Consider the following 12597-nt stretch of genomic DNA (forward strand, 5'->3'; position numbering starts at 1 on the left):
TCCTTTCCGTCTCTCGTGCGTCTAGCCTTGGCGCGCGTGGCGCGGGACGCGTCAGAAGGTGAGGAGGCTGCGCACGGAGTTGCCGAGGCTCGAGGCGAGGGTAGTGCCGGCGCGCACGAAGGGGGTGATGCTGCCGGAATTGTCGAGCAGCGAACTGCGGCCGGCGGCGAGGCGATACTGCAGCTGCTCGGCATCGGCGTCGTCGCGGGCGCGCGCTTCCTCCTCGAGGCCGCCGAGGAGTGCAGCACCAGAGCCTTCGCCGGCGCTGACGCCGCCTGCGGCAAGTCGCGCGCGCGCCGAGGCGACGGTGCGGGCCAGCGCCTCGCGACGCTGCCGCTGTGCCTCGGCGCTCTGTGCCTGGACCTGCGCGTTGCGCAGCGCCCCGGCCTCTGCCTGCGCGTTGGCCTGCGCCTGCGCCTGGCGCTGCTGGCCCTGTGCCGAAGCGATGCCGGCAATGCCGGACACGAGCGAGGCAAGCGGTGCGATCTGGGCCATCAGTCGTTCACCCTCATGTCGGTGGTCACGGAAAGGAGCGTCATCGGGAGCGGCGCATCGTCCTCGATGCGCCAGAGCGGCTGGGTGATGTCGCGTCGCCAGCCGATGGCACGCAGCGAACGGTCACCGGTGTAGAGGCGCGGGCCGGCATCGAGCACGCCGGCGCCGACGCGCCGGAACGGCACGGCACGCGGCCCGGCGCCGAGATCGACGGTCAGCGCCGCCGTCTCGAGCAGGCGGAACGTCACGGAAACGAGACGAACCGGTCCGTTCCGCACGCCGAACTGCCCGGCGAGCTCGGGCGGCAGCGGCTCCACCAGATGGGTGAAGCCCAGGCCCGCCTCAGCCGCGTTGGCGGGCGGGGCGAGTGTCACGCGGCCGCCATCGACAGGTGCCGCACCGCGCGGCGCGCCATCGGCGACGAGCGTGACGTCCTGCCCCTCGAGATGATCGAGGAAGCGGAGCTCGGCAGCGGGGACGGCGAAGCCCTCGCTCACCCCGGCATCGACGGCGAGCGTGCCGTCGAACCGTTCGAGGCGCATTGCGCCCGCGCGTTCGACGAGCAGGTAGACGACGCCCTCTACCTCGGCGACGGCGCGGAACAGTCCCATCGTTTCCTGCCGCGTCCAGGCCGTGACCTGTTCGGCGCGGTAGAGGGTCAGCGTCGCGAGCGTGCCGTCCGTCATCACGATATGCAGCAGCCGGCCGATCTGGTCATAGGTCATCGCGACCGGCCGTTCGACCAGGTGGCGCGCGACCACTGCGAGGTCGGAGGACTGGTAGGCCTGCTCGACATCGGCGAAGGCGAATTCGTGCACGCCGCGGCCGGTGCGCGAGACGAAGATCGTCGCGCCATCGACATCGACCGGCGGCACCATGCGATCGACCGGGGAGCCGATCCGTGTCTGCCGGTTCAGCTGGATGTTGCCTGGCGTCATCGGATCGCCCGTGACCATCCACTCTGCGCCCGAGGTGAAGCACTGGAGGTGGCGGCCTGAGAACACCGCGCGGATCGCGTTCACCTGGTCGGAGACCAGCGCGAACTCGATCGCCTCGTCATCGAGGCCCGTTCCGAGATCGAAATTGAAGAGATCGCCGGTGCGGCTGAGCCAGAGCCGGTTCGGCAGGTCGCGCGAGCCTCCGATCACCAGCCTGTCCTGGTGGAAGCAGAGGGTGGCGGGCCAGCCGCGCACGGGTGAGAGGGCGGCCTCGTCCCAGTCCTTGGTCGCTGCGGTGGCAGCCAGCGTCTCGATCACCGCGGCGGTCGCGGCCGTGGGTGACGTGACGGTGGTCAGCCTCAGCCGCTTCTTGCCGATGCGAAACTCGACGCCGGCGTGCAGCGGCTCGAAGATCGGGGCCGAGGCGGTGACGGTGACGTTTCCCGATGTGCCGGTGACGGCAAGCGTCACGTCCTCGTCGCCGAAGCGGAAGAACGGGTAGGCCTCGAACCGCCAGGGCGCGAGTGCGAAGCTCTCCCCGGCACCGCGCGTCAGCCGCTGCGGCGGAAGGCTCGGGTGGGCGATCAGCATCGTGTCGGCGCTCTGCGTCCAGGCGAGTTGGGCAAGGGCTGCGCCGTCCCACGGCGTGTTCAGCCGCGCGACCTCTGCGTCGCCGCGGAACACGGTGAGAAGCCCGTCGGTGAATACGAGCAGGTAGGTCTGCTCGGTGTTGAACTCGAACGCGGCGAGCCTGCCGGGGCCATCGATCATGGCGATGTGGCGGAGCCCCGGACGGCGGCGGAGGCCGCCGGTCGGCAGGATGATGACATTGCGCAGCCGGCGCGCGCCGTTCTCGTAGGCGCGCAGATCGCCGCGGCCGAGCAGCTCGTCCGACAGCTCGCCGGCGGCGAAGCTCGTCTTGTTGCGGCGGATGCTGGCCATGGCCTGCTCAGCCCCTCGCGTTGATCAGGGTGAAGTCCTGGAAGGCGGGCGGCGTGTCCTGCTGGCTGTCGGTCAGCCGTGCGGCACGCATCTCTGCCTCGGCGAGCTTGAACAGCAGTTCGGTGCGCGAGGTGTTCTCGGTCAGCGGAATGCAGAACTCCGCAGTGAGCCGGCCGATCAGTGCGCTGTCGAAGAAGGCCGGGAACACGCTCTCGGATGGGCGGAACACGTAGGTGAGGACCACCTCGGGCGCATCCGTCTGCAGCCGTGTCTCGGTGATGCGGTAGGCGAGGCCGCGCCCCTGGCCGCCGGCGCCTGCCGAGAGCGCGCGGAGGAAGTCGGGCGGCAGCTGGAAGGCGTGCGCATAGTCGGCCGTGGGCGCGGCGGCCAGCCGCGGCAACCTTGCCTGCGCCGTGGCGAAGCTCCACGGAAAGGCCGACAGCATCGCATCGCGCACGGAGGGGTAGAGATTGGCCGCGACCTCGGCTTCCGCCGTGCCTTCGTCGAAGCTCGAAATCGTCGCCGCGCCGATCTTGAGCAGCGCACGCGAGCAGAGGGCAAGCGCGGAGAGCGCCATGGTCGATGGTCCTTCAAAACGGTGCGGATGACGAACGGAAGAGGGGTCTCCCCCCGCCATGCGGGGCGGGGGGAGCAGGGATCACGCCTCGCGGCAGCGCATCCGGATCACGCCGTCGGCGTCGATCATCGTCGCACCCTGGCTCATCATGTTGTTGACGAACCAGGCCGCGCGCTCGCCGTGCCAGGTGATGTCGGTCTGCACCTCGGCGCCGACCGCATGGCCGATCGCGGTGCGGTGGTACCAGTAGCAGAAGCGGAGATTGCCCTGCCTGGTCAGCCCGCTGTGCGGCATCCAGAGCGTGCCGAGCCAACGCTTGGCCTGCGTGCCCTTCCAGGGCAGCTCGTCGGCGCCGATGTAGTCGGAGCTCGCGAACTCGGGGATGCCGAGCAGCTCCGACCACTGCTTCCAGCCGACCACCGCGAAGCGCTGGCCGTCATCGGGAACGTCTGCGGCACCGAGCATCTCGAAGGCGAGCAGCACCTTCGCCTTGGTCAGGCCCTCGGCGTCCGTCGTGCCGGCGGCCGTGCCGGTCGCTTCCTTCGTCGCGCCGTCGAGGGCGGCGATGACGAGGTCATCGGTCTTGCGGCCGAGTGCGTAGGCACCGGCATTGGCGATCACGCCGCGCTCGTCGTGGTTGACCTTCAGCTCGTCGAGCTTGTCGATCGAGTCGCCGGCGTAATAGTCGGAGAGGAAGCACTCGACCGGCGTGTGGTCGACATTCATCACCGGCACCGCGCCGTGCCGTGCCTTGGTGCCGGCAATGCCCTTGCCGACCTTCTGGAACACGGTGGACGCGCCCTTCACGCCGGTCTTGGACCGGATGGTGGGGCGAAGCTTGGAGCCGAGGCGCTGGTAGGCCTCGTGAACCTCCGTCTGGAATTGCCTGACGAAGGACTGTTCGATCGAAACTGCCACGATCGGGGTATCCTCATGTTCGGGTTGCGTTGCGGGTCGTCGGCAGCACGCTGGTTGTCCACCCGGCGTCAGGGGGCCTGGCGTGATGCGATGCCGCCGGGCCGCGTGGCGCGGTTGGCCGGTGGCGAAGGGGGATGGGGCGCGGGGCGGGCGGCGGGCGCTCTCTCGCGCGCGCACCGCCCGCCCCGAAGGCGGGGCGAGCATCACCGGGGAGGGGGCGGTGACGCTCGAGCCCCGCCACGGCCTGCGCGCTGGAGCACGTTCCGATCGATTGGATTCAATCGATCGGAAGGTCGTGCTCCACGACCATGAATGGATGGAGCAGCTTCGCTCGCCCTGATGGAACCGTGACCGGTTCCATCAGGGCGGGCGCTGCTCCACGGTCGGCGCGCGCAGGCGGTCTCAGCGTTCCCCGGTCAACGTTCTCCGGGGAACAGCTTGCGGAACCCGTCCGAGACGCGGGCGACGAAGTCCGGGTCGCGCTTCCGCCAGTAACGCGGGTCACGCATCATGTTGCGCAGCTCGTCCTCGCTGGCCGCGCCCTCGGGCTCGGCAGAGCGGACGAGCGCGGGCTCTCCCTTCTCCATCATCTTCTGCAGCGCGAGCACGCCCGAGGCGGTGGCCGACAGTGCCGCGAACACGGCAGGGGCCAGGTTGGCGCGGCCCCACGCGGTGATCTGCTTCGCCGCGCGCTGCCAGCGTTCATCGCCACCGAAATGATCGCGGAGCTTGTCGAGCTCCCGCTCGGCCTCGAACATCTGCGCGGCCTCGGCGATCAGCGGCAGCAGCCTGTCCGCCGCGAGGTCGTACACCAGCTGCACCTGCGCCGGCGTGAAGCCTGCCTTGTGCAGACGGGCGTTCACGTCCTTGTCGAGCGTCACGAGCGGGTGGCGCTCCTCGATCGTGTAGGCATCGGGCGTCTCGGGAACGCCGAGGGCGCGGAGGAAGCGCGACCGCTCCTCCTCGTCGGCGTCATCGCCTGGCAGCGTCACCATGCGCGAGAGGCGCTTCTCGAGCTCGCGATAGGACTTGATGAGCTGGTCGATGCGCACGTTGCCGGTCTCCTCGTCCCAGAACTTCTCCGGGACGTCGGCAGGGCGGTTGCCCTTGGGCTTCGGCGCCGCGGCGCCGTCCTCGAGCGTGATCTCAAGCAGGTTGTCGGGCATGGCGTCCTCTCAGAGGGTCGGGTTCGTGTCGTGCGTGGTTTCGTCTGTCGTGCCGGGCATCACCGCTGCCTCCTCGGCGGCGGAGATGACGAGGTCGGGCGGCACGCCGAGGAGGCGCGCGAGCCAGCGCGAGGCGGCGGCAGGATCGGCTGTCGCCGCGGCACCCGGGCCGAGGCTGCGCACCACTTCGAGCCACATCAGCACGCCCTGCGCATCCGCTCGTGCCTGCACCTGTGCGAGGGGCGAGCGGATCTGCAGCGACGCGATGTCACCGTCGAGCGCAAAGGGCGGCACCATGCCGCGGCGCCGCAGCACGGAGAGGCAGCGGGCGAGCAGCGGGTTGATCAGCTCGCTCGTCAGGCGCCCGAAGGTGGCGCCGAGCACGCGCGCCATCTCGGCCGAGCGTTCGAGCACCTCCGTCGCCGTCATCCGCGCGCCCTGCACGGGGTCGAGACGGTCGGCCAGCAGCGCGTGACGGATGCGGGCACGGAGATCGTCGAGGACGAGCTGGCTCACGTCGAACCGCCCGGGGGCGGCAAGCGGCGTGAGGCCGGATGATCCAACCGCCTTCGGAATGATCGCGCCCGGAACGAGGCGGATGTTCGCCGGGTTCAGTACGCCGTCATCATCGGCCTGCCAGATGCCCGTCACGGCGATCGAGGCGTTCTTCAGAACGAGCTCGACCACCTTGTTGGCGGTGCGGATATCGGGCAGCGACTTCATCACCGGCGACCGGCCGTAGGTTTCGCCCGGCGCCTTCATCCAGCGGAAGGCGATGAAGGGGGAGGCTGCGAAGTTTCCCTCTGCCCGCATCAGTGGCGCCTCGCCATCGGCGGCCAGCACGGCGGCATAGTCATAGCCGCGGATGCAGGGGATCACCGCCTCCAGCACGCGATGCCGCCGCGGCTCGCCGTCAGGGTCGTCGGCGAGGCTGCGCGGCAGCGCCACCCCACCGAAACGTCCGACGATCTCGCCGAGCGTCAGGTGCGATGTGCGGAAGACGGTGTCGAGCCTGTGCTCTGGCCCTTCCTCCAGCACCACGTCGGCCAGCGGCACGGCGGAGAAGCGAAGTGCGCTCGGCTCTCCCGGTGCCGCCTCCTCGACGGCGATGCAGGCGGTGCCGGCGACGACGAGGTCGAGGAAGCACTGGTGGATCTCGACCGCGAAGTTCGAGCGCGAGAACTCCCCGTGCAGCGCCTCGGCGGCATCCTCGAGCAGCACGGCGAGTGCATCGGCATCAAGGCCGCCGGCGGTGGCGGCAGCGGCGCCGCGGCCAGGCGTGAAGCCGAACCAGCGCGTCCAGGGCGGGGTGAGCTCGGCGAGCAGGGAAGCCGCGAGCTGCTCCGCCGCATCAGCGGCGGTGCCGTCATAGAGCGTGGGTGTTGCATCGGTGGCGCGGCCGGGAAGGGCGAGATCGTAGCACTCCTTCCAGGTGTTCTCCCACGCGCGGCGGCGGGCAAGCGCGCGGCCGTGGCGGGCAAGCAGCGCCTCTGGGTCCATGCGGTGCTGTCCTTCCAGGCGTGCTGCAAGTCGTGCTGGCCCGCTCATTCGCCGAGCAGTGATTTGCGGTCGGTTGCGGGAAGCCCCTGGGCGAGCGTGCTGGGCGCGAGAACGCCGCGGTAGGATGTGTTCACCGTGCCGGCGAGGCCGCGGCGGCGGCGCTCTAGCGCCTCCAGCCGCGCGGCGCGGGCGGCGACCTCGGGGTCCTCGACCGGCGCTGGCGCCGGGGTGGCGGCCTGGGCCGGCGGGGATGGGGCGCTGAAGATACCACCCATGGGCTCACTCCTCGCGGTCGATGGTGGAACTGATGGAAAGGACGGGGCAGGCGCTTGGGTCCATCCGCCTTGGCGTGGCCCCAAAAAGCGACGGCCCGGCGGGTGAACGCCGGGCCGTCGAAGTCAGGGAGGGGAGGATGGAGCCAGCGGACGCACGACGCCCTTTGGCGAGGGAGGTTCTATCCCGAAGCGGGTGGCTGGTCAAGGTTTATTTTCCTAGTTAGCGCCAGCGGCGAGTTCGGCATGCAACGTGCGGTAGAGCGCATGGGGCGAGAGCAGGAACCGTCTGCGACGGCCGAGCAGGGCGAGGCAGGCGGTGACGCAGGTCGCCGGCAGCAGGGGCGGCAGGAGGGAGGGTCGGGGCGGCGTCGGCGTGAAGGGGCCGAGCACGCGGAACCCGGCGCGGCGCCAGAACCCCGGCAGGTCGAAATCGCGCGGGGCGGCGAGGCGCTGGACGACCAGCCGCCCCGAGAGGGGGTCGACCAGCGTCCAGCCCTCTGCGTCGGCCAGGGCCGCGAAGCAGTGCCGGAAGCCCGGGCGGAACAGCCTGAGCCAGGCCATCTCGCCGCGCCCGGCGAAGGCGATCCACACCTCCTCGGTCGCGGTGCCGCGCGTGCGGCGACGGGCCACCGGGGCATTCACGCCACGATCCCCTTGAGGCGCAGCGGCCAGTCGAGGCGGTCAAGCGCCTCGCGCCAGATCTTGTGGGCCGATCGATCGCCGGGATGGCGCGGGTCGGGCGGCACCTGGCGGTCGCCGAAGTTCCGGAGGATGCGCACGTGCACCAAGTCAATCCGTCGCTGGCGGTAGAGCCTGTCGAGGCAGCGCACCACGTCGTCCGGCTCGCAGGGGCGTGGCTTGCTGCCGAGGCCGGCGACGATCCGCGCCCCTGCGGCGCGGGCCGACAGCCCTGCCATGGTCCAGAACCAGGCCTCCTCGGCGCTGTGGAAGGGCTCGACGTCGCTGATGTCGGCCAGCACGGGGGCGTGGCGGCGGTGTGACGCTGCTGACATGAGGTTGGGTCTCCGAATGCGTTGGGTGTGGCATGGCGCGCGGACACGCTGTGGTTGAGAACAGATCGGGAACATATTCCCTGAGGCGAGTGCCGACCGCAAGCCTAAAACGGATGATCTTCCTAATGCTTTTGCCCGAAAGTCCTAGGATAGTGTCCCTACAATGCGACACGACGACATCTGGCGCGCCATCGATGCGCTCGCCGCCGAGCATGGGCTGACCGCGTCAGGCCTCGCCCGGAAGGCAGGGCTCGACCCGACCACCTTCAACCGCTCCAAGCGGATCACGGGGGAGGGAAAGCCGCGCTGGCCCTCGACCGAGAGTGTCGCGAAGGTGCTCGGCGCGATCGGCGCGCCGCTCGAGAGCTTCACGGCGCTGGTCACCGGCAACGCCGCCGCACCACGGCGGGCGACGGCGGCACCGCAGCGGCGCATCCCTCTCATCGGCCTCGCCCAGGCTGGGGCCGAGGGGTATTTCGACGATGCGGGCTACCCCGTCGGCGGGTCGTGGGACGAGATCGACCTGCCATCGGTCGCCGATCCGCACGCCTATGCCGTCGAGATCTCAGGCGATTCGATGGAGCCGGTGTACCGCGACGGCGATGTCGTGATCGTCTCGCCCGCGGCGCCCACGCGGCGTGGCGACCGTGTTGTGGTGCGCTCCATCGAGGGCGAGGTGCTGGCGAAGGAACTCGTCCGCCGCTCGGCGCGGCGGATCGAGCTCGCCTCGCTCAACCCTGCCTTCCCTGACCGCAGCTTCGACATCGACGAGGTGACCTGGATCGCCCGCATCATCTGGGCGAGCCAGTAGCCGCCGGTTCACAGCGCGGGTTCACAGCGCTGGTTCGGGCGCCCTCTGTCGTGGCGCGAGGCTCGGCACGAGCGGCAGCAGCTTCACCAGGTCACGCTCCGCCCGGCACACCAGGTAGTGCTCGGCCGGCGGCGTGTCGCCTTGCACCTCGCCCGTGAGCCGGTCGCCCTCCGTCAGCGGGAAGGCGGTGAGCCCGATATCGCCATAGACGCCGAGAAGCTCCGGCCCGACGCGCCAGAAGGCGGGATCGACCCCTTCCTGCTCGCAAAGGTCGCGAAAGCGCCAGATCGCGGAGATGCGGTCGTCCTCCTCGCCCTCCGGGTCGCCGAGCGCGAGCCAGATGCCCGGCAGCCGGCGGAAGGCGATGGCGGCCCGGCCATCCTCACCGAACACCACCGCGTCGGCTTCCGCCGCGGGGCTGCTGCTCAGCGCCGCAAGCCGGGCCCTGGCAACGGCGTCGACCGCGGCGACGGCGATCCGCGCCGGGCGCAGCAGGCGATAGAGCGCGAAGAGCAGGAGCGCCATGCCCACCCCGATCGTCGCACGGAGTGACCATGGCGCGTCGCCGGCCAGCACGACGTGCCACCACGTCTCGTCGCTCATGTCGCGGCGGAGATGGGCAAAGAGGGCAAGCGTGATGGTGCAGAAAGTGAGGCTCGCGATCGCGGTAAGCCAGCCGCCGGTGAAGGGTTCGCGCACGAGCCGGGTGTCGCGGTAGAAATTCCGCCGGAACGGGGCGACGGCAGCGGCGATGCCGACCAGCACGAGCGGCACCGCGATGCCGTGGCCCTTCACCACCGCCGTCACCGCGCCGAGCAGCAGCAGGGCAAGAACCGTCGCCCAGGCGATCGTCACGCGCCGCCACAGCCCGTAGGCGACGACGAGAAGTCCCGCGCCGATGACCGACGCCGCGAAGTGCGAGATCTGCACCAGCGGCCCGGGCGGGTCCGCCACCCCGCGCGAGGCGATCGCGACCGTCGCCTCCACCGGCGGCATGGTGCCGAGGAACAGCATCATCAGCCCGGCCAGCGTGACGGCGGCGGCGAGCACGGGCACCACGAACGGATCGCCCCAGCGCGATGTCTGCACCATCGCGCGCGACACCGCCACGCGGCGCAGCAGCACCTCGTTGGTCGCGAACAGCCCGCCGGCGAGGAACAGCGGCAGGATGTAGTACAGCAGCCGGAACACGAGCAGGGCGCCGACGATCGTCGCCGGCCCGAGATAGGGGGCGAGGCCGACGAGGATCGTCGTGTCGAACACGCCGATGCCGCCGGGCACGTGGCTTGCCATCGCCGCCGTGTAGGCCGTGACGTAGACGGCGAGGAACACGAGGAAGGTGAGCCCGTCGGTCGGTGGGATCAGCACGTAGAAGATCAGCGCGGTCAGCGCGACGTCGATCGAGGCGAGCAGCACCTGTGCCGCCGCCATGCGCGGGCCCGGCAGCGGCACGGCGGTGCGGAAGATGCGGATCGGCTCGCGCCGCACCGCGCCGAGCACGGCATAGGCAGAGATGATGCCGAGCATGGCAACGCCCACGGCATACATCACCGGCGTCGCGACCCATTGGCCGAAGCCGGGAATGGCATGTGGCACGGTCAGCAGCACAAGGCCGCCAAGCGCGAGCCCGCCGAGCACGAAGGTGAGGCTCGTGAAGGCCACGACGCCCGCGATCTGCAGCGGCGCCATGCCCCACAGGACATAGAGGCGGTAGCGGATCGCCGCCCCCGACAACGTCGCGAAGCCGATATTGTGGGCGAGCGCATAGGCCGTGAAGCTCGCGAATGCGATCTTGCCGTAGGACAGCGGGTGGCCGACGAAGCGCGTGCCGAGCGCGTCGTACACGGTCAGCACCAGGTAGGAGACCACCGTGATCGCGAAGGCGAGCCAGATCGATGCGCCGGGAATCGCGTCCATCGCGGTGAGCACGTCATCGAGCCTGAGGGCGGCGAACTCGCGCTGCACGACATAGAGCGCGCCGACAACGAGCAGCACGCCGATCACCGCCGGGGCGTGCCTGAGCGGTGAGCGCGCGACGCTCATGCCCCCACCGCCCTATGGGCCGCCATATGGGCCGTCATGCGGGCCGGGAGGAACCCGCGGTGATGGTGCATTCAGGCGACGTCGGGGTGGGCGGCGCCGGCGCGGGCGAGCGCGCCGCGGATCAGCGCCACCGTCTCGGCCACGCCGTAGAGGGCCACGAACCCGCCGAAGCGCGGCCCCTCCTGCTGGCCGAGCAGGACCTGGTAGAGAGCGCCGAACCAGTCGCGCAGCTTCTCCTTCGGGTAGTGCCGCTTGCCCGCCTCGAACACCACGTCCTGCAAGGCCGCAGCATCGGTGCCCGCGGGCATCGCGCCGAGCAGGTCGGCGAGGTCGGCCAGGGCCGCTGCCTCGGTCGCGGTCGGGTCGCGGAACTGCTTCGTCGGGCGCACGAAGTCGCGGTAGTAGGCGACGGCGCGCGCGACCAGAACGCCAAGCATCGGCATCGCCTCGGGCGTTGCATCCGCCCGGTAGCGGCGGATGAAGCCCCACATCATCGCCGGCGTCTCGGCGTTCACCACCGAGGCGAGGTTCAGCAGCATGGCGTAGGAGAGCGGCGAGCCGGCGTCGTTCGGCACGCGCCCGCCATGGATGTGCCAGGCCGGGTTGGCGCCTACGGCGGGCTCGGCCTCTGCCTGCGCCTTATCCAGGTTCGCAAGATACTCATCGACCGCGCGCGGGATGGCGTCGAAGTAGAGGCGCTTGGCAGCCTGCGGCTTGTTGAACATGAATTGCGCGAGGCTCTCGGGCGGTGCGTATTCCAGCCATTGCTCGACCGAGAGCCCGTTGCCCTTCGACTTCGAGATCTTCTCGCCCTTCTCGTCGAGGAACAGCTCATAGGTGAAGCTCTCCGGCGGCTCGGCGCCGAGGATACGGCAGATGCGCGAGGAGAGGCGCACGCTGTCGATCAGGTCCTTGCCCGACATCTCGTAGTCGACACCGAGCGCGAACCAGCGCATCGCCCAGTCGCACTTCCATTGCAGCTTGCAGTGCCCGCCGGTGACCGGCGTTTCGACCAGGGCGCCCGTCTCCTCTTCACGCCAGACGATGGTGCCGGCATCCAGCTTGCGCTCGAGAACGGGCACCTGCAGCACCTGGCCGGTGCGCGGCGAGATCGGCAGGAACGGCGAATAGGTGGCCCGCCGCTCCTCGCCCAGGCTCGGCAGGATGACGGCGATCACCTCGTCATACCGCTCCAGCACGCGGAGGAGGGCCGTATCGAATCGGCCGCCGCGGTAGTAGTCGGTGGACGAAGCGAAGTCGTAGTCGAAGCCGAACTGGTCGAGGAACGCGCGGAGCCTCGCGTTATTGTGCGCGCCGAAGCTGTCATGCGTGCCGAACGGGTCGGGCACGGCCGTGAGCGGGCGGCCGAGATGGGCTGCGAGCATCTCGCGGTTCGGCACGTTGTCGGGCACCTTGCGGAGCCCGTCCATGTCGTCGGAGAAGGCGACCAGCCGGCTGGGCATGCCGGAGAGGCGGCTGAACGCGTTGCGCACCATGGTGGTGCGCACCACCTCGCCGAAGGTGCCGATATGCGGCAGGCCGGAGGGACCATACCCCGTCTCGAACAGCGCTTCGGCCCCAGGGCTTGTCTTCGGGCGCGCCGCCAGCCTGCCCGCTTCGAGCCTGTCAGCCACGCGTGCGGCTTCCTCGAAGGGCCAGGCGCGAATCGCGCGCCATTCACTCATATGGGGAACCGGGTCGGTCATCGCAGCAACCTAGGAACGGCCCCCCTCATGGTCAACAACGCCAGTTCTGACTGTCGCAGCAGTGACGTGACAACGTGACCACGGCGCAGCCACGCCTGCTGCTGCCGGATGGGCCCTCGCTCGCGGCCGGCTTTGGCCGCGCCGTGCTCGTCGGTGAGGATGGCGAGATCGAGGTGCTGCCGGCCGAGGCCGTGCGCGCGCGGCTGGCCGAGG

The 12597-nt window shown here is 70.2% G+C and carries 12 protein-coding genes; 1 reads left to right on the plus strand and 11 read right to left on the minus strand.

Translation table 11 applies throughout. The annotated features are described in order from the left end of the window. Positions 1-51: 51 nt before the first annotated feature. The 9 genes from Q0C38_RS20440 to Q0C38_RS20480 all read right to left on the minus strand — a co-directional run bounded on the left by Q0C38_RS20440 (position 52) and on the right by Q0C38_RS20480 (position 7824). Positions 52-495, minus strand: coding sequence for a hypothetical protein (locus Q0C38_RS20440; RefSeq protein WP_291298982.1), 444 nt, complete (start codon positions 493-495; stop codon positions 52-54). Next, positions 495-2375 carry a hypothetical protein gene (locus Q0C38_RS20445; protein ID WP_291298983.1) on the minus strand — a complete coding sequence of 627 codons (1881 nt, stop codon included), beginning with the start codon at positions 2373-2375 and terminating at the stop codon, positions 495-497. The genes Q0C38_RS20440 and Q0C38_RS20445 overlap by 1 nt, the downstream gene beginning before the upstream one ends. 7 nt (positions 2376-2382) lie before the next feature. After that, positions 2383-2952 carry a hypothetical protein gene (locus Q0C38_RS20450; RefSeq protein ID WP_291298984.1) on the minus strand — a complete coding sequence of 190 codons (570 nt, stop codon included), beginning with the start codon at positions 2950-2952 and terminating at the stop codon, positions 2383-2385. Positions 2953-3033: 81 nt separating this feature from the next. Then, the gene (locus Q0C38_RS20455; protein WP_291298985.1) at positions 3034-3870 is read right to left on the minus strand and encodes a phage capsid protein; all 837 of its coding nucleotides are present in this window, start codon (positions 3868-3870) and stop codon (positions 3034-3036) included. A 416-nt stretch (positions 3871-4286) separates the two neighbouring features. Next, positions 4287-5036 (minus strand): capsid assembly protein, encoded by a 750-nt coding sequence (locus Q0C38_RS20460; protein WP_291298986.1) that lies wholly within the window; start codon positions 5034-5036, stop codon positions 4287-4289. 9 nt (positions 5037-5045) lie between these two features. After that, positions 5046-6536 (minus strand): portal protein, encoded by a 1491-nt coding sequence (locus Q0C38_RS20465; protein WP_291298987.1) that lies wholly within the window; start codon positions 6534-6536, stop codon positions 5046-5048. Positions 6537-6580: 44 nt separating this feature from the next. Next, positions 6581-6811: a hypothetical protein gene (locus Q0C38_RS20470; protein WP_291298988.1), complete on the minus strand. Its 231-nt coding sequence runs from the start codon at positions 6809-6811 to the stop codon at positions 6581-6583. 216 nt (positions 6812-7027) lie between these two features. Next, the gene (locus Q0C38_RS20475; protein WP_291298989.1) at positions 7028-7441 is read right to left on the minus strand and encodes a hypothetical protein; all 414 of its coding nucleotides are present in this window, start codon (positions 7439-7441) and stop codon (positions 7028-7030) included. An 8-nt stretch (positions 7442-7449) separates the two neighbouring features. Beyond that, the gene (locus tag Q0C38_RS20480) at positions 7450-7824 is read right to left on the minus strand and encodes a hypothetical protein (protein ID WP_291298990.1); all 375 of its coding nucleotides are present in this window, start codon (positions 7822-7824) and stop codon (positions 7450-7452) included. A gap of 163 nt (positions 7825-7987) precedes the next feature. On the opposite strand from Q0C38_RS20480, the gene Q0C38_RS20485 reads away from it, so the two are divergent. Continuing rightward, positions 7988-8635 (plus strand): helix-turn-helix transcriptional regulator, encoded by a 648-nt coding sequence (locus Q0C38_RS20485; RefSeq protein WP_291298991.1) that lies wholly within the window; start codon positions 7988-7990, stop codon positions 8633-8635. A 21-nt stretch (positions 8636-8656) separates the two neighbouring features. Here the strand turns inward: Q0C38_RS20485 and Q0C38_RS20490 are convergent, their stop codons facing one another. Then, complete coding sequence (locus Q0C38_RS20490) at positions 8657-10678, minus strand: phosphatidylglycerol lysyltransferase domain-containing protein (RefSeq protein WP_291298992.1); 2022 nt, start codon at positions 10676-10678, stop codon at positions 8657-8659. A 71-nt stretch (positions 10679-10749) separates the two neighbouring features. After that, positions 10750-12363, minus strand: a complete 1614-nt coding sequence (locus Q0C38_RS20495; RefSeq protein ID WP_291298993.1) for a lysine--tRNA ligase — start codon at positions 12361-12363, stop codon at positions 10750-10752. Between the last annotated feature and the right edge of the window lie 234 nt (positions 12364-12597).

This window comes from Elioraea sp. (assembly GCF_022842375.1).
Classification (GTDB): domain Bacteria; phylum Pseudomonadota; class Alphaproteobacteria; order Acetobacterales; family Acetobacteraceae; genus Elioraea_A.